The sequence below is a fragment of the Blautia fusiformis genome (genome assembly GCF_020686995.1).
GTDB classification, from domain to species: Bacteria; Bacillota; Clostridia; order Lachnospirales; family Lachnospiraceae; genus Blautia_A; species Blautia_A fusiformis.
On the sequence record NZ_JAJEPT010000007.1, the window covers coordinates 1 to 22,342 of the forward strand.

Sequence of the window (22,342 nt, forward strand, 5' to 3'; positions counted from 1 at the left end):
AGGTTCCAAATGAATTATACACAGAATGAAAAGATTGAGCAAGTAACAGATTCAACAATGGTTGTCGGAGTTGATATCGGAAGCCAGATACATTATGCAAGAGCTTTTGATAACAGAGGACGCGAACTTACAAAACGTATTTTTTCTTTTCATAACGATCTGGAAGGGTTCAATTCTTTCAGCCTTTGGGCAGAGACACTTAAGACTGAGAATAAAAAGATTGCAGTTCTGATAAGAGACCTGGTATACAGCCGTGACGGGATCATGAAGCAGCACAACATATCTGCAAACAGGATTCAGAGATGGCTTGCAATACATTTCCCGGAATATCTGGGATTATACACACGATTTGATGCAATAAGCGGCCTGACAGTGCTTGAAAAAGCACCATTGCCAAAAGATGTGATCGCACTTGGAGTAAATGGGATCCGAAAGATCTGGCATGATAAAAAGATGCGTGGCAGAGGAGTTACTGAAGATAGGGCAAAGACCCTGGTTGAAGCTGCGCACAACAGTGTTGGACTTGACGGAGGGATTGGAACAAAAAGTGAATTATATATGCTGCTCAGGTTTCCAGCACGGTTTATCTTTGCGGAGAATCGAAGACAAGTACCGTCTGGGCATCTATTGATCTGAAGCAGCGGCAGCTTTTTGATCTGGATTAAAATTTACATAATCTTTATTTGATTATTTGAAAAAACAGTGCTATAGTAAAGTTGGTTCCGGTAAACGGATGATTTATGGATCCCAGAAGAGGACCGGGCGGAACCAAATTACTGTTGACCGGTCAGGATCTGGATCAGGAAAGAAGGAAGAGGGAAAAAATTGCGTAAAAAATCACATATACTGTTAGGCAGATACCTGGCTGACCAGATGTCTGAGGTGTACAGTCTCCAGCAGCACAGAAAAGCGTTTTGCCTGGGCAATATCATGCCTGATCTGAAACCATCGTTTCTCACCACCAGACATGAGTTTTTCGGAACATTCGATCACCTCCAGAATAAGATGAGGGCGCTTGTCGAGAAGAACCCGGAGGAAGAGAATGCCAGAGTATACTGGAGAAGATTCGGTGAGGTCATGCATTATATGGCTGATTATTTTACTTTTCCTCATAACAAAACATACAAAGGAAATCTTGCAGCACATAATTCTTATGAAGCTGAGCTGAAGAACCGCCTGAGAGAATGTATCCTCAGCGGCGCAGCAGACAGCCAGCTGGAAGAAGCGAAGCAGTTTGAAAGCTTTGAGGAACTTGTGGAATATATCCGTGAGCGTCATGCATATTATCTGGAAAGCCCGCGGTGCATTGCCGATGACATCCGTTTTATCCTTCGGGTGTGCTATCAGGTTGTACAGGGGATTTTTCAGCTCTGTGTCAGAAAACAGTTTCATATGGGCGGACAGCCGGCAGTGACTGTCTGACAGTATATAAAAAGCCGCAGTGTGTGAGAGCACTGTGGCTTTTTTACGTTATGGTAAACTCTAAAAAATCTTACAAAAATGTGAATAAAAAGTGAAAAATAGATGAATTGAAGGAGATATCCTACCAGAACAGTTGATTTCACGATTTTCGTATGCTAAAATAAATTGAATTAAACTTTAAGTTATCAAACGGTTTAAGGCAGACCTTTATTATAGGGGAAGTAAAGGGATGTTCAAGGAAAGAAGGGAGCATCTTAATAAATATGAAGAACAAGTACCTGAATAAGTTTTTTTGCATCACGATGTTATCAGCTATGGTACTGGCAGTTCCAACCGGAGTAAAAGCCGCCGAGGAAGCAGATAATGTTGTTGCTGAGGAAGGTGTTTCAGGAGACGGGAGCGAGGTAAGTGAACCGGAACCAGAAGTTCCGACAGAACCGGTGCCGACAGCTGCACCGGAACCGGAAATAACTGCTGCACCTGACCCGGAACCAACTACAGCGCCGGAGCCAACAGATACACCGGCACCTGCGCCGACGGAAACACCGGAGCCAACTGCAACACCTGCGCCGACGGGAACACCGGAGCCGACAGCGACACCTGCACCAACGGCAACACCGGAACCGACAGCGACACCTGCACCAACGGCAACGCCGGAGCCAACCGCAACACCTGCACCGACGGCAACACCGGCCAGGGATGACTCTGCAAAGGTACAGGCGGTGATCCGGAAGATCAAAGCACTGGCAGGCAGAACGATCACAGCAGCAGATAAAGCGGAGATAGATAGCGTACGTGCAGCTTATGAGGCACTGTCTAATACAGAAAAGGCCAAGGTTACGAATTATAAGATCCTGACTGAGGCAGAAGCCAAGCTTGCAGCTGTCGACAAGAACGACAGTGATAACAAAAAAGGCAACAAAAAAGATAACAAAAAAGATGATAGCAGCACGGAAGATAACAAGAATACAGAGATCACAGATGGAAATAACGCCACAGCAACACAGATCGGAGATCCTGTTTATGTGACAAATATGGTATCCAATCTCCATGCGGGCAAGGATTTTTATCTGGATAGTCTTAAGAGCAATTATCATCTGTCCTTCTCCGATGATTTTGCTTCTGTAATGGAAGAGATCGAAAGAGAATATAAAGAGAAGAACAAGCTTACCGATACGGAGAATACACTTCTGGTAAGAAACTGGCAGGATATCCTTGCTGTTTATATTTACGAAAAGAGCAAAGCAGGAGCAACGTCATTTACATTGGATGCATCCTGCAAGGATGATCTGGCAAGGATCTTTGCGGAGATGAACCCCATCGTCAGGGACAAGCAGGATATTACCAAGATATCCTACGGAAATCGTAAGATCAACTACTACATCAAGAAGAACAATATTGCAAAGGAAGACAGAAGCGTCCTTAAGAAATATGTGGAAACAGACTGTAAGCTTCTCTGTGCGGTAGTTACCGCATCCAAAGGCTTTGTCCGTGAAAGTGTGGGAGACAATGTTTCTGAGGATCGTGTAGATGTTATCACCGCAGCGTATTCACTGGTTGGTAAGGTCGGATATTTCTGGGGCGGTAAATCTACGGTGATCGGAGAAGATCCAAGCTGGGGCTCCGTTGAGAAGGTATCTGCAGACGGCAGCAGAAGCTCCGGTACGCTCCGTGCATATGGTCTGGACTGCAGCGGCTTTGTTACCTGGGCAGTGATCAATGGATATAAGGATCAGGGAATGCAGGCAGCAGTTGGAGACGGAACCTCTGACCAGTGGGAGAAGGCCGGTGTTGTCAGCGAAGCAGATGCACAGCCAGGAGATCTGGTATTCCAGAGAGGACCGGAAGCAGGAAGCAACAACCACGTTGGTATCCTGTGCGGAAAGACGGATTCCGGCGACTGGATCGCAGTACATTGTTCCTCAAGCAAGAATGGTGTAACGGTTGGTGAGGCATACAGTGCAAGCTTCCGTTATATCAGAAAGCCATCCTTCTATCAGGATACAACAGCGGAGGAAAATGAGACCACAGCTACAGAGAATGATGTTCTGACAGAGGAGAGTGCAGAAAAGCTCCTCACGGATGTGGTTAGATCTGATGCACTGAAGGATGCACTGGCATCCGGTGATACTGTTTCCAGTGACCTTCTTGCAGATTTTAAGAATAAGGCTTTGCAGGAGGATGAGGAAGAAGATGAAGTTGAGACGCTGACTCTGGATCAGGAGACCATGGACGATGCAGTGGATACATTTGATGATGATGTAGAAACACTGGAAATGGAAAACTAAGGGACAGCGATTGAAGATAAGGGCAGTCTCCCACGGGAGGCTGCCCTTTCTTACAATCGCTGCTTCAGACATAGGACATGATATTATGAAAAAAAGAAATTTCTGCCCCATGGCAGCCGCAGTGCTTACAGCTGCAGTGATCCTTCAGCCCTTTAGCGCTTCGGCAGAGGCACTGGATCAGATCTGCTCCATAGCAAAGAGCATTATTTCAGGCGAACCAAAGGAAGTAGAGGAACTGCGTCAGATGGAGGTTGCCCAGAGCGAAGAAGGGCATCAGGAATATTATTTCAAACAGCTTACGGAAGAAGAGCAGAGAGTATATCGGGAGCTGCTGAAAGGAATCCGTGCCCGGGAAAAGGAGTTTTATCTGACAATCTCCGATGATGACAGTATTGACAGAAGCTATCATGCAGTATTGAAAGACCACCCGGAGATATTCTGGGTCCACAATCGTGAAAAAATCTACAAAACTACGTATTCAGACAGTGATTACTGCGTTTTTACTCCGGGCTATACTTATACAGACGGCGAGATCGATGAGATACAGACGGCGATGGAGCAGAGCTTTCAGGAGGTCAGAGCCCTGATCCCGGAGGATGCCGGTGACTACGAGAAGGTACGCATTGTTTATACGTATGTGATTGACCATACCCAGTATCAGACAGGGGAGGATGATCAGAGCATAGCAGGTGTTTTCTGGAAAAAATCCGCAGTCTGTGCCGGATATGCAGGAGCTGTCCAGTATCTTCTGGAAAGGCTGGATATTCCCTGTATTTATGTGGACGGAAGCACAAAAGGAAGTACAGAGGGTCATGCATGGGATATTGTAAAAATTGGCCAGGAGTATTATTATGTAGATGCTACCAATGGGGATCAGCCGGATTTTCTAAATGGAGATGCCGCACAGCTGGAAGAGCATAAGACGATCATTTACGATTATCTCTGCCCTTTCCCGGAAGAATATGAAAAAACCTATACACCATCGGAAGAACTGACAGTTCCGGCATGTACTGCGAAGGATCTGGATTTTTATGTGCTGAACCAGGGGTACTTTGAAGATTACAGCTGGCAGGATATATATGATTATTGTAAGATGAGACTGGATAATGGCGCGGCTGTTGTGCGTTTCAAGTTTGGCGGTCAGGAAGCTTTTTCCGAAGCCTGCCAGGAACTGCTGGATGATGGCGTGGTACAGAATGTGGCACAGTATTATATGAAACTTCACGGACTTGGTCAGGTGGAGTATCATTATGGAGTGATGGATAATTTTTATACCATATATTTTATTTTCTGAAACATCTTTGGGAGGATTTCCGGAGGTTTTGGAAAGAGAGGAGTAAGTTATGAATATGGATATGTTGTCAAGAGGATTTGACATACTGCAGAGAGCAGGAGGTATGGAACAGATCAGCCAGCTGATGGTGATCGTATACGGAGTGCTCTGTGTCTTCGGGCTTTTGAACTGTATCCTGGGATATCGTATCCTCCGGTTCTGGATGATGATCTTTGGATTTATCATCGGAGCAGGTGCCGGTTTTGGTGTGACCTATATGTCCGGTGTTCAGGATAAAATGGTGATCGTAGGTGCAATGGCGGGACTTGGAATCGTACTGGCTGTTGTTTCGTTTTTGATCTACAGGGCAGGAATCTTTGTACTGGGATTTGGTATCGGAATAACATTGAGTATCTATCTGATCCATCCGACCAGTTCCTTTTCCTTTTTCCTGTGCATCCTTATCGGCGTGGGACTGGGAGTACTTGCCATGCGTTACGCGAAAGGCGTGATCATTGTCGGAACCAGTATACTGGGTGGTGTTCTGGCAGGATTATCCATTGCAAAGATCGCAGGGCTGGCGCAGTTTCCATATGGCGTCGGTATGGCAGCGGGAATTGTGATCCTTGGTATGCTGATCCAGTTCGCCATCAACAAAGACCGATACGATGAGGACGAGGACGATGACGAAGAGGATGACGACGGTGGAGCTCTGCCGGAGGAGACCAGGAAGCCGGCAGGAAGGGACCGTAGAGGAAACGGCCGTGAATACACCTCTGACCGTAACAGGGACGATCGCAGATATATATCCGAAAACCGGGCAGACGATGACCGGGAAAGCCGGGGTGAAAGACGTTCCCGCAGATCATCTGACAGAGAAGAATACAACTCTGACAGAAGAGAAAGAAATTATGCAGACAGCCGAAAGAGATCCGGAAGCGAAAGAAACAGCAAAAGTGGTTACACTGAAAGAAGAAGCACTTCCGAAACCTCCGGCAGAAACAGAACCTCCGGCAGAAATTATGCTTCGGATGACAGAAGAGGCCGCAGATACAGCCAGAGCAGCAGCACCAGGGAACGAAGGAATGCAGGAACGGGAAGCAGATCCCGCTATGCAGATCCGGAGGATCATGAAGAATATGATCGCTTTGATGAGCCGGAAAACAGGGACAGCTATGAAGATTTTGAAAAACTGCAGCAGAAAAGACGCCGGATGGATATTGAAAATATGGCGGATTTTGATGAGCAGGAAGAATATGGAAATTACAGGAATGACCCGGATCTGATGAATGATGAGGATCTGGATGAGCTTGATGAGTGGAAAGACAACTGAGAAAAATCCGAGGAGTGACAGAAATGGGAAAAGAAGCCAAAACAAACGCGATGAGAATGCTGGATCGAAAAAAAGTAAAATATGAAGCAATCGCATATGACTGTGGAGAGTTCATAGATGGGATCCACTGTGCAGACATCACAGGAGCCCCTCATGATCAGTCCTTTAAGACCCTGGTCATGGAAGGGAAAAGCGGCGGCTACTATGTGTTTGTAGTTCCGATCGAGAAAGAGGTGGACCGTAAGGCAGCCGCAAAGTCTGTAGGCGAAAAAACAGTAGATATGATCCATGTAAAGGATCTTACAAAGATCACGGGCTATATCCGCGGAGGCTGCAGCCCTCTTGGAATGAAAAAAAATTATCCGGTGGTGTTTGACCAGTCTGCCGAAAACTTTGATGAGATCTATGTAAGTGGTGGAAGAGTAGGCCTTACCCTGAAGGTACCGCTTAAAGATCTTCTGGATGTAACACAGGGCAAGCTTGCTCCGATCACCATGGAGTAAGCGCATATAAAACAGATAAAAAAACTCCCCTGACTGCCTGTAAAGGCGGAAGCAGGGGAGATTTTTTGTTACAGAAGCATGGGATTTAGTTATCCTGTGCGTCCTCTTCGTTAACCTGGAATACGTGACGCTTCTTGGCCATTTCGTCGCTGGCAAGATACTCGTCGTAAGTGGTGATCTTGTCTACCAGCTTGCCGTTAGGAAGGATCTCCATGATGCGGTTTGCAGTTGTCTGTACAAACTGGTGATCGTGTGAGGTGAAAAGGATCACTCCCGGGAATTTGATCAGTCCGTTGTTCAGTGCTGTGATAGACTCCATATCCAGATGGTTGGTTGGCTCATCCAGGATCAGGATATTGGCACCGGAGATCATCATCTTGGAAAGAAGACAGCGAACTTTTTCACCACCGGAAAGAACACGGACACGTTTTACACCATCCTCACCAGGGAAAAGCATACGGCCAAGGAATCCACGGACGTAGGTTGCGTCCTTGATCTCGGAGTACTGTGTCAGCCAGTCGGTGATAGTAAGGTCGTTATCGAATTCCTGTGTGTTATCCTTCGGGAAATATGCCTGGGAAGTGGTAACGCCCCATTTGTAATTTCCTTCATCCGGCTCCATTTCACCTGTAAGGATCTTGAAGAAGGTTGTGATGGCCTGCTCGTTGGCGCCCACAAAGGCAACCTTATCTTCACGACCAAGAGTGAAGGAAATGTCGTCCAGAACCTTTACTCCATCAATGGTCTTGGACAGATTTTCCACCATGAGGACCTCGTTTCCGATCTCACGGTTCGGGCGGAAGTCGATGTATGGATATTTACGGCTGGAAGGACGCATGTCATCCAGCTGGATCTTTTCCAGGGCACGCTTTCTGGAAGTCGCCTGCTTGGATTTGGAAGCATTGGCGCTGAAACGGGAGATGAACTCCTGGAGCTCTTTGATCTTCTCCTCTTTCTTTTTGTTGGCCTCTTTCATCTGCTTGATCAGAAGCTGGCTGGATTCAAACCAGAAGTCATAGTTTCCGGCATAAAGCTGGATCTTGCCATAATCGATATCAGCAGTATGTGTGCAGACCTTGTTCAGGAAATAACGGTCATGGGATACTACGATAACCGTATTGTCAAAATTGATCAGGAACTCCTCCAGCCATTCGATAGCAGGAAGATCCAGGTGGTTGGTCGGCTCATCAAGAAGAAGGATATCAGGATTTCCGAAAAGAGCCTGTGCAAGAAGAACCTTGACCTTCATACTACCGGTAAGGTCTGCCATCTGTGTATAGTGGAACTCAGTGTCGACTCCGAGACCGTTGAGAAGAGTAGCAGCATCGGACTCTGCTTCCCATCCGTTCATCTCTGCAAACTCACCCTCAAGCTCGCTGGCACGGATGCCATCTTCGTCTGTGAAATCTTCCTTTGCGTAAATGGCTTCTTTCTCTTTCATGATCTGATAGAGTCTTTCATTACCCATGATGACAGTATCTAGAACCGGATAAGCATCATATTTGAAGTGATCCTGCTGCAGGAAAGAAAGTCTCTGACCGGGGGTGATCACAATGTCGCCCTTGGTAGGCTCAAGCTGACCGGAAAGGATTTTGAGGAATGTAGATTTTCCTGCGCCGTTGGCGCCGATCAATCCATAACAGTTACCCTCTGTAAATTTGATGTTAACGTCTTCAAACAGCGCTTTTTTTCCAACGCGCAGTGTGATGTTATTTGCTGAAATCATATCATACCTCTTTTTTCATTAAATAAATATCGTTTCAATTACATACGAAAGCATTACAATCGTTTCCTATTGTACCGTAAACTGAAAAATTTGCAAGCTGTATTTTCCTTTTTTCGGCTAAATAAAGGAAAAACAGGGGATTACTATGAATCACAGGAAAATAATAACCTTTTATTATATAAAAAAATGGGTTATACTGTCGTATGTGGTAATGAAGTATTCCGGGGATATGGATATCCGGCTCTCTGGCACATCAGAAACACCCAGGAACGTGGCAGATCGGATGGAATGCGGAAACTATCATAAATCAGCAGCTTAGTTGAACAGAAGAGAGGTTAAAAATGTTTATCACCAGAGAAAGCGATTATGCGATGCGGGTTATCCGCGCATTGATGTGGGAGCCGCGTTTGAGCGTCAGCGAGATCTGTGAGAGGGAATCGATCACAGCACCCTTTGCATACAAGATACTGAAGAAGCTTCAGAATGCAGGGCTCGTGGAAGGATACCGCGGAGTTCATGGCGGTTACGCGCTGAAGAGAGATCCGGAAGAACTGTCATTATATGAGATATACAGTGCGATCGATCCGGATATGTCCATCATTGAGTGCCTGAACGGCACATATCAGTGTCCAAGGAACGGACAGGACGGAGTTCCCTGCCATGCACATGATGAGCTTCAGGAGATCCAGGATCAGCTGTGGACAATGCTCCGTCGGAAATCCATGAAGGATCTTTTCGGAAAAGAGGAGAAGTGATTCCCGGATGTGAGTTGGGATAAGCGTATGAGATGATAAGGAGAGCAGTTTGGAGAGGAAAAATTCCGAACAGCTCTTTTTTATTTGTGAAAAAGATAACGGCGTTTGTACAGGATAATATACAAAAAACAATGAAAGAAAATGGACATAACTGGGAATCTATGATATAATAACCAATGGAATTTTAGGCCTTCATAAGCCTAAATAATATATTTTTTAACAAACCTTTAAGGAGGAAAAAACAATGGCAAGAAAGATGAAAACCATGGATGGTAACCATGCAGCCGCTCATGCATCATACGCTTTTTCTGATGTAGCTGCTATTTACCCGATTACCCCTTCATCTGTAATGGCTGAGGCTACAGACGAGTGGGCAACTCAGGGAAGAAAGAACATCTTTGGACAGGAAGTACAGGTTACAGAGATGCAGTCTGAGGCAGGTGCAGCAGGTGCCGTTCACGGTTCTCTGGCAGCAGGTGCCCTGACTACAACCTACACAGCTTCCCAGGGTCTTCTGCTTATGATCCCGAACCTTTACAAGATCGCTGGTGAGCAGCTTCCGGGAGTTATCAACGTATCTGCCCGTGCACTTGCTTCCCACGCACTTTGTATTTTCGGTGACCATTCCGACGTTATGGCCTGTCGTCAGACTGGATGTGCAATGCTTTGTGAGTCTTCTGTACAGGAGGTTATGGACCTTACACCGGTTGCTCATCTTGCAGCAATCAAAGGAAAAGTTCCATTCATCAACTTCTTCGACGGATTCCGTACATCTCATGAGATCCAGAAGATCGAGACATGGGACTATGAAGATCTGAAAGATATGGCAGATATGGACGCAATCGCAGAGTTCCGTAACCGTGCTCTGAACCCGAACCATCCATGTCAGAGAGGTTCCGCTCAGAACCCGGATATCTTCTTCCAGGCAAGAGAGGCATGTAATCCATATTATGACGCTCTTCCGGCAGTTGTTCAGGAGTACATGGACAAAGTTAACGAGAAGATCGGAACAGACTACAAACTGTTCAACTACTACGGAGCTGCTGACGCTGAGCACATCATCGTAGCTATGGGTTCCGTAAACGATACCATCGAGGAGACAATCGATTACCTTATGGCAGCTGGCAAGAAAGTCGGTGTTGTTAAAGTTCGTCTTTACAGACCATTCTGTGCACAGGCTCTTATCGATGCAATCCCGGATACAGTTAAGCAGATCTCTGTTCTTGACAGAACAAAAGAGCCAGGAGCTCTTGGCGAGCCTCTGTATCTTGATGTTGTTGCAGCTCTTCGCGACAGCAAGTTTAGCGATGTTAAGATCTTTACAGGACGTTACGGACTTGGTTCCAAAGATACAACACCTGCACAGATCGTAGCAGTATATGAGAACACTGAGAAAGAGAAATTCACAATCGGTATCGTTGATGATGTTACAAACCTTTCTCTTGAGACAGGCGCACCACTTGTTACAACACCAGAGGGAACAACAAACTGCAAGTTCTGGGGACTTGGAGCTGATGGTACTGTAGGTGCTAACAAGAACTCCATCAAGATCATCGGTGATAACACAGACATGTACGCTCAGGCTTACTTCGATTATGACTCCAAGAAGTCCGGCGGTGTTACAATGTCTCACCTTCGTTTCGGTAAGAAACCGATCAAATCCACATACCTGATCCACAAAGCAAACTTCGTTGCATGTCATAATCCGTCCTATGTTAACAAATATAACATGGTACAGGAGCTTGTTGACGGAGGTACATTCCTTCTGAACTGTGCTTGGGATATGGAAGGACTTGAGAAACATCTTCCAGGACAGGTTAAAGCTTTCATCGCTAACCACAATATCAAATTCTACACCATCGATGGTGTTAAGATTGGTATTGAGACTGGCATGGGACCAACACGTATCAACACGATCCTTCAGTCCGCATTCTTCAAACTTACAGGAATCATTCCTGAGGAGCAGGCTATCGAGCTTATGAAAGCTGCTGCTAAAGCTACTTACGGACGTAAAGGTGATGACGTTGTTAAGAAGAACTGGGCAGCTATCGATGCCGGTGCTAAACAGGTCGTAGAGGTTCAGGTTCCGGAGAGCTGGAAGAACGCTGAGGACGAGGGACTCTTCATGTCTCACGCATCCCACGGTGCTCAGGATGCTCAGGACTTCGTAAACAACATCCAGTGCAAGATCAATGCTCAGGAAGGTAACAGCCTCCCAGTATCTGCATTCAAGGATTATGTAGATGGTACAACACCATCCGGAACAGCTGCATATGAGAAACGTGGTATCGCAGTTAACGTTCCTGTATGGGTTCCGGACAACTGTATCCAGTGTAACCGCTGTGCATACGTCTGCCCGCATGCTGCAATCCGTCCGGTTGCTATGACAGCAGATGAGACAGCTAACGCTCCAGAGGGAATCAAGACACTTCCTCTTACAGGAATGAAAGACTATACATTCACAATGACTGTATCCGCTCTTGACTGTACAGGATGTGGTTCCTGCGCAAATGTCTGCCCAGGAAAGAAAGGCAACAAAGCTCTTGAGATGGCTCCGCTTGAAGCTAACACAGAAGAGCAGAAATTCTTCGATTACGGTGTAACACTTCCTCAGAAGGAAGACGTTATCGCTAAATATAAAGAGACAACTGTAAAAGGCAGCCAGTTCAAACAGCCGCTCCTTGAGTTCTCCGGCGCTTGTGCAGGTTGTGGTGAGACACCATACGCTAAGCTGATCACACAGCTCTTTGGTGACAGAATGTACATTGCAAATGCTACAGGATGTTCCTCTATCTGGGGTAACTCTTCACCATCTACACCATACACAACAAACGCTAAGGGACAGGGACCTGCATGGTCAAACTCTCTGTTCGAGGATAACGCAGAGTTCGGTTATGGTATGCTTCTTGCACAGCGTGCGATCCGTGGCGGTCTGAAAGAGAAGATCGAAGACCTTGTAGCTAACGGAACAAACGAGGATGTTAAGGCAGCTGGTCAGGAATGGCTGGATACTTATGCTGTAGGCGCAACAAATGGTGCAGCTACAGAGAAACTCGTTGCAGCTCTTGAGGCTTGCGGATGTGACAAGGCTAACGAGATCCTTGCACAGAAAGACTTCCTCTCCAAGAAATCCCAGTGGATCTTCGGTGGTGACGGATGGGCTTACGATATCGGATTCGGTGGTGTTGACCACGTTCTTGCAAGCGGACGTGACATCAACGTTATGGTATTCGATACAGAGGTTTACTCCAACACAGGCGGACAGTCTTCCAAATCTACACCGACAGGTGCGATCGCTCAGTTCGCAGCAGGCGGAAAAGAGACTAAGAAGAAAGATATGGCATCTATCGCAATGAGCTATGGCTATGTATATGTAGCACAGATCTCCATGGGTGCTGACTTCAACCAGACTGTAAAAGCAATCGCAGAGGCAGAGGCATATCCGGGACCATCCCTGATCATCGCTTACGCTCCATGTATCAACCATGGTATCAAGAAAGGTATGAGCAAAGCTCAGACAGAGGAAGAGCTGGCAGTTAAGTGCGGATACTGGCACAACTTCAGATTCAACCCGGCTGCTGAGAACAAGTTCAGCCTTGATTCCAAGACACCGGATATGGAGAACTATATGGACTTCCTGAACGGTGAGGTTCGTTACAATTCTCTGCAGCGTCAGAATCCTGAGAAAGCTGCAAGACTGTTTGCTAAGAACGAGTCTGAGGCTCAGGCTAGATATGAGTATCTGCAGAAACTTATCACTCTTTACGGAGCAGATAAGAAAGAAGACTAATTATTGATCAATAGTTACTGTTTATACAGTGTGCTTGCTGATTAAGCATTAGGTGACAGGCCTGCGGTGTTTAGCGCACCGCAGGCCTTTTTTCATATACAGGAGAGACATATATGAAGAGAATTTTTTCGAAGGAGAAATCCCGGAAAGAGAAAAAAGCAGATTTTTATATTCTGTATACGATTGTTTTTGCGGCGATCTCGCTGTTTATTTACAGTTGTTTTTATTTCAATGGAAAATCCCTGATCTGGAGTCATGACGGTGTTCCGCAGCACATCAATGCATTGGCCTATTATGGAAAATATCTGCGGAATGTTCTGCAGACGCTGGTGACGGAGCATAAGCTTTCCCTTCCTATGTGGGATATGCATATCGGATACGGTTCCGATATCCTTACAACACTTCATTATTATGCGATCGGTGATCCGCTGACCTTACTGTCCGTTTTTGTACCGGAAAAAGACACAGAGATCTTATATGAGATTCTGATCTTTCTCCGCATTTATCTGGCGGGTATCACATTCAGCATTTACTGCTTTTACCGCAAGAATCCCAAACAGGCCACATTTCTTGGAAGCCTTGTTTATATTTTTGCAGGATGGACCATTTATGCGTCCATGAAGCACCCATATTTTTCCAATCCCATGATCTATCTGCCGCTGGTCCTTATGGGAATTGAAAAGATTTACAAAAAAGAAAAGCCATACTTTTTTATCTGTGCGACGGCTGTAGCGGCAATGTCTAATTTTTATTTCTTTTATATGATCAGTATCTTTATGGTGCTGTATGCAGCTTTCCGGTATTTTGGAATATTCCGCAAGCGTTCAGTAAAAGATGTATTTCAGTGGTTCCTGAAATTTGCTGGCTTTTATCTGGTCGCACTTATGATCGCTGCACTGATCTTTTTACCTGTGGTCATGACTCTGTTTGGAACAGAGCGCTTTCAGGCGCAGAATTATGTGCCGCTGTTATATGACCGCATTTACTACGAAAAATATCTCGGCTGCCTGATCGGCGAAAATATGATCCAGTGGGGAGTTGCTGGATATTCCGCAGTCGCAATGGCAGGCGTGTTTGTGATCTTTTCCAAAAAGAAAAAATATACGGGACTGAAGCTGGGCTTTGTGCTTCTGAATCTGTTTTTGCTGATCCCCTTTGCAGGTCATGTACTGAATGGATTTTCATACGTGTCCAACCGATGGATCTGGGCGTATGGAATGCTGATCGCATATATCCTGGTACAGGCATATCCGGAACTGTTTACGCTGGGCATCAGGGAAAAACGACGGATATTTGTGATGCTGCTGATATATGGCGTGCTGGCACTGTTTTCAGAATCCGCCCGTACGGAACGCAATATCATGGCACTGATGATGCTGGTCCTGGCTGTGTTTACAGTGGTTTCCTACGGAAACGTATTTACACAGGGAAAATATCTCTGTGGAATGATCGTGGCCGTGCTTGTGACAAGCATCCTTCTGAATGTTTCATACCAGTATTCTTACGAAAAAGATTATCTGTCAGAATTTGAGGAAAAGGATCAGGCGCTGGAGAAGCTTCAGTCCGGACCGGACAAAGCAATCCGGTCAATGGACGATTCAGCGGTTACCAGATATGATCAGTACAAAACGGGCTCTTATGTAAACACTGCAATGTATATGGGAACCAACAGTACTTCCTATTATTTCAGTGTGGCCAATGGAAATATCAGCCGTTTCTTTGATGAGATGTATCTGAATACCCCCTGGGATTATCATTACAGCAGCCTGGACGGACGGAGTATCCTGGATCGTCTTGCCTCGGTGAAATATTTTGCCATCAAAAAAAGCGGATATGGGTATCTGCCATACGGCTATGACAGTGAAGCAGCAGTCACAAAAAAATACAGGATCTACGAAGACGAGGATTCCCTTCCTCTTGGTTATACCTATGATTCCTGGATCTCCAGAGAAAACTATGAAAAGCTTTCCGTGACCGAAAAGCAGCAGGCGCTCCTGCAGGGGGCAGTTCTGGAGGACAGCAGTCTTCCTGAGACAGACCTCACCTTTGACGATAAGAAAGCAGATTTTACACTGGAAGCAGGAAAAGGCTGTAAGATCAAAGACGGAAAGATCATTGTGGCCAAAGAAGGAGCAACCGTACAGATCGGATATCAGGGAGAGCCGGAGGCTGAGGTTTATCTTGTGGCAAAAAATCTGGATTTTAATGCCTATTCTCCACGTGCAGTGGTCAGTGATAAAAAATGGGATTCCATGACAGAATATGAGAAGAATACTGTGCGTTATGAAGACAATAACTGGCGCTACTGGAAAGAAAGCAAGGAATCAGCAGTGGATGTTTCGCTGGGCTCCGTGGACAAGACTATCCGGATCTTTACAGATAAATACAACGGCTACAGCGGAAGACATAATTTTCTTCTGAATATGGGATATAAAAACTATTCTGCAGGAACTATGACACTGACATTCTCCATGCCGGGAGAATATACCTTTGATGATCTGTATGTGGTATGTCAGCCCATGGCTTCTGTTGAAGAACAGACAGAGGAGCTTGGAAAAGAAAGTCTTCAGAATATCAAAACGGAGACAAATTGCATTCGTGGAGATATCACAACCACTTCCGATAAGATCCTGGTATTTTCCATTCCCTACAGCGCAGGCTTTACCGCCTATGTAGATGGAGAAAAAACAGAACTTGTGCAAGCAAACAGTATGTATATGGGACTGGAATTAAAAAAAGGCAGGCATACGATCGCACTCAGATATTGTACACCGTATATTGTGCCCGGAATGATACTGACGGTGCTTGGCCTGATCCTGTTTGCCGGGATCGTAATATCTTACCGGCGCAAGGGAAAACAAAAAGAAAGGGGAAAACAGGAGAAATGAGCCGATTATCGGTAGTTTTGCCTGCCTGTAACGAGGAACCGATGGTGGAGAAAACCTGCCGGACTCTCAGAGAGCTCCTGGGGCAGGCCGGGATCCGTTATGAACTGGTCCTGGTAGATGACGGTTCCTCTGACGGGACCTGGGCAGCCATAGAAAAAGTATCCAGGGAAGATAAAAATGTGACAGGTGTGCATTTTTCCAGAAATTTCGGAAAAGAAGCAGCAATCGTGGCCGGCCTTGCACAGGCATGCGGAGATGCGGTGGCAGTGATGGACTGTGACCTGCAGCATCCGCCGGAAATCCTCTTGGAAATGTACCGGCTCTGGAAGCAGGGCTACGAGGTTGTGGAGGGCATCAAGAAAAACCGGGGAAAAGAAACTCTTTTTCACAGAAAAAGTGCCGGATTTTTCTATCGGATCATGTCCCGTGCCACCGGCTTTGATATGGAAAACGCTTCCGACTTCAAGCTGCTGGACAGGAAAGCGGTGGAGAGTGTTCTCGCCATGCCTGAGCGCAGCATGTTTTTCCGGGCGGCATCATCCTGGATAGGCTTCAAAAGCATCTCCGTACCTTTTGAGGTGCAGGAGCGTGAGGCCGGAGAATCCAAATGGTCTGCAGGAACGCTGATCAGCTATGCGTTTCGGAATATCGTGGCATTTACAACACTTCCGCTGCAGTTTGTAACAGCCGGTGCTGTGGGCTGCTTTGGGTGCTCCCTGCTCCTTCTGGTTTATTCTCTGGTCCGGTATTTTTCCGGGCATGCGGTGGAAGGCTATACCACACTTCTGATCGTGATGCTTTTTATTGGAAGTGCTGTGATGATGAGCCTTGGGATCATCGGATATTATATCGCCAGGATCTATGAGGAAGTAAAACGTCGTCCAAGATATATCGTATCAAAGATCATACGAGGAGGAGATACCAATGAAAAAGTGGATCCTTAAATTCTATGAAAATGATGTGATCCGTTATATTTTCTGGGGTGGTTGTACGACTCTCGTAAATCTGTTAAGCTTTTATATCATGAGGGCAATGGGAATTCCACTGATGAGTGCCAACATCATGTCGATCATCCTGGCGATCCTGTTTGCCTATGTTGTGAATTCCAGATTTGTATTTCATGACCGCTGTGAAACATGGAGGGATCATATACGGCCCTTTCTGAAATTTATAAGTGCCCGTCTGGTGACCATGGTCATTGAGGTAGGTGGCGTATGGCTTCTGGCGGAGATCCTGGGATTTCGGGATATGTTTGCAAAATTCTGCACACAATTTATCGTGCTGGCGTTGAATTATATCTTTAGTAAATTTATTATTTTTACCACAGGTAAAAGGATTGGAGGTAGCAAATGATGACTTTGGATGAGGCAGTGAAGAAAGTCCGCCCTCTGGATGAAAAGGCTATGGAGGGGGCGAGAAAGAGATGGGACAGTATTGCAAAGCCCCTGCATTCTCTGGGAGAGCTGGAGAATATGCTGACACAGATCGCCGGTATCACAGGTACTCCGGAGGTACGTGTGGAAAAAAAAGCAGTGGTTGCCATGTGCGCGGATAACGGAGTTGTAGAAGAGGGGGTGACCCAGACCGGACAGGAAGTGACGGCTGTTGTGGCTGAGAATTTTCTGGAAGGGACTACTACCTGCTGTGTGATGTGCCGTCAGTGTGGAGCAGAGCTTTTTCCTGTAGATGTGGGAATGGTCACAGATACAAAGGTCCGTACAGATCTTAAGGTTGCTTATGGGACCAGAAATATGACCAGAGAGCCGGCAATGACCAGAGATCAGGCGATCCGTGGCATCGAAGCCGGAATTGCCATGGCAGAGGAGCTGAAGGAAAAAGGCTATCAGGTTCTTGCAACCGGCGAGATGGGCATCGGAAATACTACCACCAGCAGTGCGGTAGCAGCTGTGCTTCTCGGAAAACCGGTGGAAGATATGACCGGACGTGGTGCCGGATTGACCAGTGAAGGGCTTGTCCGGAAGATCAATGCGATCAAAAAGGCGATCGCCCTGAATAATCCGGATCGTTCAGATGCCATTGACGTCCTGGCAAAGGTAGGTGGACTGGATATTGCAGGAATGGCAGGAGTATTCATTGGAGGAGCAGCACTTGGAATGCCGGTTGTCATGGACGGATTTATTTCCTGCGTATCTGCACTGATCGCAGTAAAGATCTGCCCGCAGGTAAGTGATCATATCCTTGCGTCTCATGTATCCAAAGAGCCTGCAGCACAGCTGCTCTTGAAGGAGCTTGGCAAGGAAGCGATCATCCACGCCGGCATGTGCCTGGGCGAGGGAACCGGAGCTGTGGCACTGTTTCCGATGATGGATCTGTCCTGTGCAGTATATAATTCCATGAGTACCTTTGGTGATATCAATGTAGAACAGTACGAGGAGCTGAAATAATATGCTGGTTGTTGTAACAGGAGGCAGCGGAAGCGGAAAATCTGCTTTTGCGGAAGAAACCGTACTTTCCTTTGGCGAAGCCAGAAGGATCTATATCGCCACCATGCAGGCTTTTGACGAAGAAAGCCACAGGCGCATCCGCAGACACCGGCACATGCGTGCAGGAAAAGGCTTCGAGACAATTGAAAGATATACAGAGCTGGATGAGCTGCTCATCCCGAAGGACTGCGTGGTCCTTCTGGAGTGCATGTCCAATCTGGTTGCAAATGAGATGTTCCGGGAAGGCGGCTTCCACCCGGAGGTGGCAGAAAAGATCACAGAAGGAGTGAAAAATCTTCTTTCCCAGGCAAAGCATGTGGTGATCGTCACCAACGAGATCTTTTCAGACGGGATCCTCTACGAGGAAGAATCAGAACAGTACAAAAAAGAGCTGGGACAGATCAACCAGAAGCTGGCAGAGATGGCAGAAGAGGTTGTGGAAGTCGTATACGGGATCCCTGTATGGCATAAAGGAGGAAAGGAAGCATGAAAAGTTTATGGAACAGTTTTAAGGCAGCCTTTGCCATGTTTTCAAAGATCCCCATGCCCATGGTGGACTGGAAGAAGGAAAACATAAAATATATGATGTGCTTTTTCCCCTTTGTGGGTACTGCCATCGGCATCCTGACCTGGCTTGCAGGAGGGATCCTCGGAGTGCATGCAGCTCTGGAGCCATTTTTTCTCGCTGTGATCCTTACTGTGATCCCGGTATTTGTTACCGGCGGCATTCATGTAGATGGGCTTCTGGACACGTCAGATGCATTAAGCTCCTGGCAGGAACGCACAAGGAGGCTGGAGATCCTGAAGGATTCCCATGCAGGTGCATTTGCCATTATCACAGCCTGTGTATATTTTATCCTCTGGCTGGGAGCCTGGGATCAGCTCCTTGGAAATTATAACGGGATCTGTATCATGAGCCTGGGCTTTATGATGTCCAGATGTCTTTCCGGGATCGGTGTGATCACATTTCCCAAGGCAAGGACAGACGGGACTGTGGCAGAATTTTCCAGAAATGCGTCAGAGATCGCAGTGCGAAATGTTCTTATCACGATGTTTGTGATCCTTGCAGCGCTGATGATATGGGTAGATCCGGTCCTGGGTGTTCTGGCAGCTGTCAGCGCACTTCTGGTATTCTGGTGGTATCACTATATGGCTTTGAAATATTTTGGAGGGACCACAGGTGATCTTTCCGGATTTTTCCTTTGCATCTGCGAGGTTGTGATGGCACTGGTGCTTGCTTTTGGTGGCACGTTTAATCTGTAATGAAGATTTGGATGAGGTAAAAAAGATATGGAAATGATAATCGGAGGCGCATATCAGGGAAAAGCTGCCTATGCAAAAGCACAGTTCCCGGATGTGGACTGGAAATTCGGAGGAGAGATCACAGAAGAGGAGCTTCTGAAGGCAGCGGGTGTTCTGGGATTTCAGGAATACATAAGAAAAGCTCTGAAGGCAGGAGAAGATCTCACCGGCCTGGCAGAAAAGCTGACACAGCAGGATCCGGATGTGATCCTTGTCAGTGAGGAGGTAGGCTACGGGATCGTTCCGGCGGATGCTTTTGAACGGCAGTACCGAGAAGCTGTTGGCCGGGTGTGCACTGCACTGGCTGCAAAAAGCAGCAGGGTCACAAGAGTGGTATGCGGGATCGGGACGGTGCTGAAGGATGATTAGATTATATCTGATACGACACGGACAGACACCCGGAAATAAGCTTCAGCGTTATATCGGAACAACGGATGAACCGCTGAGCACGGAGGGAAAGGAATTTCTGGAAAAGCTGACCTATCCCATGCCGGAGGCCCTTTATGTAAGTCCGCTCTGCCGCTGTGTGGAAACTGCGGGGATCCTTTTTCCAGGAAAAAGCTTTCATATTATCGAAGAGCTTTCCGAGTGTGATTTTGGAGAGTTTGAGAATAAAAATTATAAAGAGCTTTCCGGAAATCAGGATTATCAGAGGTGGATCGACAGCAATGGAACGCTTCCTTTTCCGGGAGGAGAAAGTCGAGAAGCGTTTAAGTGCCGGAGCCTTACTGGATTTCAGAAGGCTGTCACACAGTGTATCCGTAACAACATAAAGACAGCGGCTCTTGTGATACATGGCGGTACAATCATGAACATTATGGAAGAATATGCGGACAGACCCAGGGCTTTTTATGAATGGCATGTAAAAAACGGCGGCGGTTATCTGGTAGAGCTGGAGCCTGCGCTGTGGCAGAAGGGACGAAGAGAGCTCTGTGTCCGTGAAGCATATATGGAGGGTTAAGTTATGAATGAACAGAAGATCAGCTGGAAACGCAGTGACTTGAAATGGCGCGGAAAACAGGCATTCAAAAAAAATTACTGGTCAGCAGTGCTGGTAAGTCTGGTGCTGGCTATTGTGATGGCAACCGGCGGAAGCGGTGCGGCCACTGGCAGTGCCGGAAATGTGGTAAGTCCGGACTACGGTGTTACAACGTATCGTTTGGGTACGGATATCAATGGTGTTACTTCTTATGTCAGCCATGTATTTCGCTCCCCACTGGCAGTGCTTTTTGCACTTCTGAGTGCCAGTGCCGTGGTAGCTGTGGCTCTGATCGGAATTCTTTTTCATTTCTTTGTGGGAAATGTTTTGGAGGTAGGCGGAAGAGATTTTTACATTGAGAACCTTTATTCTGTACCCGGGCCCGGAAAGCTCCTCAGTGTATTTCGTTCCGGGAATTACGGTAATATCGTAAAAACCATGTTTTTACGGGACCTGTATCTTGTATTGTGGACGCTGCTTTTTATTATTCCCGGAGTGGTAAAATCCTACGAATATAAGATGATCCCTTATCTTCTTGCGGAATATCCGGATATGAGCACAAAGGAAGTATTTGCAAAAAGCCGTGAGATGATGAACGGACAGAAGATGGATACCTTTATCCTGGATCTTTCCTTTATTCCCTGGTCTGTCCTTTCGGCAATTACGGCCGGGATCGCGGGACTCTTTTATGTATCCCCGTATAAGGATGCAACCTATGCGGAGCTTTATGATACTCTTGCGGCAGGAATGCCGGGAAACGGACAGCAGGTGTATGAAGATGAAAACAGCGGCATATACGGATAAAATGATCCTTGTGAGAGGCGGCGGAGATCTGGCCACAGGAGTGATCCACAAGCTTCATCAGAGTGGCTATCAGGTCCTGATCCTGGAATGTGACCGTCCAAGTGCCATCCGCCGTCATGTGGCTTTTTGTGAAGCTGTTTATGACGGAACTGCAGAGGTAGAAGGCGTTGTGTGCAGGAGGATCACGGAGAACGATATCCGGACCCAGTGCAGGAAATGCTGGGCACAGGGAGAGATCCCCCTTCTGACAGATACCCATGGAAAACATATCCGCGAACTGGAGCCGGAGGCAGTGATCGATGCCATCCTTGCAAAAAAGAATCTTGGGACAAGCAGGGATATGGCACCACTGACTGTGGGACTTGGCCCAGGCTTTACCGCAGGGGAGGATGTGGATTACGTGATCGAGACCATGCGGGGCCATAGCCTGGGAAGGATCATAAAAAAAGGCAGTGCCCTGCCGAATACCGGAGTGCCGGGACTGATCGCAGGGATCGGAAAGGAACGTGTGATCCATTCACCGGCAGCCGGTAACATGAAAAACATCTGTCAGATCGCAGATCTTGTTGAAAAAGACCAGGTGATCGCCATGGTAGGTGATACGCCGGTGAAGGCTACCATTTCCGGCGTGATCCGGGGACTGATCCGGGACGGCTACCCTGTTTTTGAGGGAATGAAGATCGCGGACATCGACCCAAGGGCAGAACAGAAGAAAAACTGTTTTACGATCTCAGACAAGGCGAGGTGTATCGCAGGGGGAGTTCTGGAGGTGCTGCTTTCCTGCGGAGTGCTTCCGGGAACAGAGAAAGCTGTGAGGAATGAGAATCTGTGACCG

Annotated in this window: 18 protein-coding genes and 1 pseudogene; 18 read left to right on the plus strand and 1 reads right to left on the minus strand. The window is 46.9% G+C overall.

The features are described from left to right. The 6 genes and pseudogenes from LKD46_RS07545 to ybaK form a co-directional block, all read left to right on the plus strand. Positions 1-636 (plus strand): annotated as a pseudogene (locus LKD46_RS07545) (hypothetical protein); the annotation flags it as partial. A gap of 189 nt (positions 637-825) precedes the next feature. After that, on the plus strand, positions 826-1,422 hold the full coding sequence (locus tag LKD46_RS07550; RefSeq protein WP_022426477.1) for a zinc dependent phospholipase C family protein: 597 nt from the start codon (positions 826-828) through the stop codon (positions 1,420-1,422). Between the two features lie 263 nt (positions 1,423-1,685). Continuing rightward, positions 1,686-3,710: an NlpC/P60 family protein gene (locus LKD46_RS07555; RefSeq protein ID WP_110102185.1), complete on the plus strand. Its 2,025-nt coding sequence runs from the start codon at positions 1,686-1,688 to the stop codon at positions 3,708-3,710. 85 nt (positions 3,711-3,795) lie between these two features. Next, the gene (locus tag LKD46_RS07560; protein WP_227573977.1) at positions 3,796-5,004 is read left to right on the plus strand and encodes a transglutaminase domain-containing protein; all 1,209 of its coding nucleotides are present in this window, start codon (positions 3,796-3,798) and stop codon (positions 5,002-5,004) included. Between the two features lie 49 nt (positions 5,005-5,053). Further along, on the plus strand, positions 5,054-6,316 hold the full coding sequence (locus LKD46_RS07565) for a TMEM198/TM7SF3 family protein (RefSeq protein ID WP_118368372.1): 1,263 nt from the start codon (positions 5,054-5,056) through the stop codon (positions 6,314-6,316). A 23-nt stretch (positions 6,317-6,339) separates the two neighbouring features. After that, the gene (gene ybaK, locus LKD46_RS07570; protein WP_022426473.1) at positions 6,340-6,819 is read left to right on the plus strand and encodes a Cys-tRNA(Pro) deacylase; all 480 of its coding nucleotides are present in this window, start codon (positions 6,340-6,342) and stop codon (positions 6,817-6,819) included. A gap of 85 nt (positions 6,820-6,904) precedes the next feature. Here the strand turns inward: ybaK and LKD46_RS07575 are convergent, their stop codons facing one another. Beyond that, positions 6,905-8,545, minus strand: a complete 1,641-nt coding sequence (locus tag LKD46_RS07575; RefSeq protein WP_015524746.1) for an ABC-F family ATP-binding cassette domain-containing protein — start codon at positions 8,543-8,545, stop codon at positions 6,905-6,907. A gap of 341 nt (positions 8,546-8,886) precedes the next feature. Here LKD46_RS07575 and LKD46_RS07580 point away from each other — a divergent pair, with 341 nt between their 5' ends. The 12 genes from LKD46_RS07580 (at position 8,887) to yqeB (ending at position 22,339) form a co-directional block, all read left to right on the plus strand. Beyond that, a complete protein-coding gene (locus tag LKD46_RS07580; RefSeq protein WP_015524747.1) occupies positions 8,887-9,300 on the plus strand; it encodes an RrF2 family transcriptional regulator in 414 nt (137 codons plus the stop codon). Between the two features lie 244 nt (positions 9,301-9,544). Continuing rightward, positions 9,545-13,090 (plus strand): pyruvate:ferredoxin (flavodoxin) oxidoreductase, encoded by a 3,546-nt coding sequence (gene nifJ, locus LKD46_RS07585; protein WP_110102189.1) that lies wholly within the window; start codon positions 9,545-9,547, stop codon positions 13,088-13,090. Between the two features lie 113 nt (positions 13,091-13,203). Beyond that, the gene (locus LKD46_RS07590) at positions 13,204-15,978 is read left to right on the plus strand and encodes a YfhO family protein (protein ID WP_110102191.1); all 2,775 of its coding nucleotides are present in this window, start codon (positions 13,204-13,206) and stop codon (positions 15,976-15,978) included. After that, positions 15,975-16,922, plus strand: coding sequence for a glycosyltransferase family 2 protein (locus LKD46_RS07595; RefSeq protein WP_015524751.1), 948 nt, complete (start codon positions 15,975-15,977; stop codon positions 16,920-16,922). The genes LKD46_RS07590 and LKD46_RS07595 overlap by 4 nt, the downstream gene beginning before the upstream one ends. Continuing rightward, the gene (locus tag LKD46_RS07600; RefSeq protein WP_110102193.1) at positions 16,903-17,331 is read left to right on the plus strand and encodes a GtrA family protein; all 429 of its coding nucleotides are present in this window, start codon (positions 16,903-16,905) and stop codon (positions 17,329-17,331) included. The genes LKD46_RS07595 and LKD46_RS07600 overlap by 20 nt, the downstream gene beginning before the upstream one ends. Next, the gene (gene cobT, locus LKD46_RS07605; protein WP_110102334.1) at positions 17,331-18,383 is read left to right on the plus strand and encodes a nicotinate-nucleotide--dimethylbenzimidazole phosphoribosyltransferase; all 1,053 of its coding nucleotides are present in this window, start codon (positions 17,331-17,333) and stop codon (positions 18,381-18,383) included. The genes LKD46_RS07600 and cobT overlap by 1 nt, the downstream gene beginning before the upstream one ends. 1 nt (position 18,384) lies before the next feature. After that, positions 18,385-18,912 carry a bifunctional adenosylcobinamide kinase/adenosylcobinamide-phosphate guanylyltransferase gene (locus LKD46_RS07610; RefSeq protein ID WP_110102194.1) on the plus strand — a complete coding sequence of 176 codons (528 nt, stop codon included), beginning with the start codon at positions 18,385-18,387 and terminating at the stop codon, positions 18,910-18,912. After that, entirely contained in the window at positions 18,909-19,685 is a 777-nt protein-coding gene (locus LKD46_RS07615) for an adenosylcobinamide-GDP ribazoletransferase (protein WP_110102196.1), read from the plus strand. Before LKD46_RS07610 ends, LKD46_RS07615 begins: the two co-directional genes overlap by 4 nt. A gap of 27 nt (positions 19,686-19,712) precedes the next feature. After that, positions 19,713-20,093: a bifunctional adenosylcobinamide kinase/adenosylcobinamide-phosphate guanylyltransferase gene (locus LKD46_RS07620; RefSeq protein WP_110102197.1), complete on the plus strand. Its 381-nt coding sequence runs from the start codon at positions 19,713-19,715 to the stop codon at positions 20,091-20,093. Continuing rightward, the gene (locus tag LKD46_RS07625; protein WP_110102199.1) at positions 20,086-20,685 is read left to right on the plus strand and encodes a histidine phosphatase family protein; all 600 of its coding nucleotides are present in this window, start codon (positions 20,086-20,088) and stop codon (positions 20,683-20,685) included. Before LKD46_RS07620 ends, LKD46_RS07625 begins: the two co-directional genes overlap by 8 nt. Before the next feature lie 3 nt (positions 20,686-20,688). After that, the gene (locus LKD46_RS07630) at positions 20,689-21,507 is read left to right on the plus strand and encodes a DUF975 family protein (RefSeq protein WP_110102201.1); all 819 of its coding nucleotides are present in this window, start codon (positions 20,689-20,691) and stop codon (positions 21,505-21,507) included. Next, positions 21,476-22,339 carry a selenium-dependent molybdenum cofactor biosynthesis protein YqeB gene (gene yqeB / locus LKD46_RS07635; protein ID WP_330409180.1) on the plus strand — a complete coding sequence of 288 codons (864 nt, stop codon included), beginning with the start codon at positions 21,476-21,478 and terminating at the stop codon, positions 22,337-22,339. Before LKD46_RS07630 ends, yqeB begins: the two co-directional genes overlap by 32 nt. Positions 22,340-22,342 lie beyond the last annotated feature (3 nt).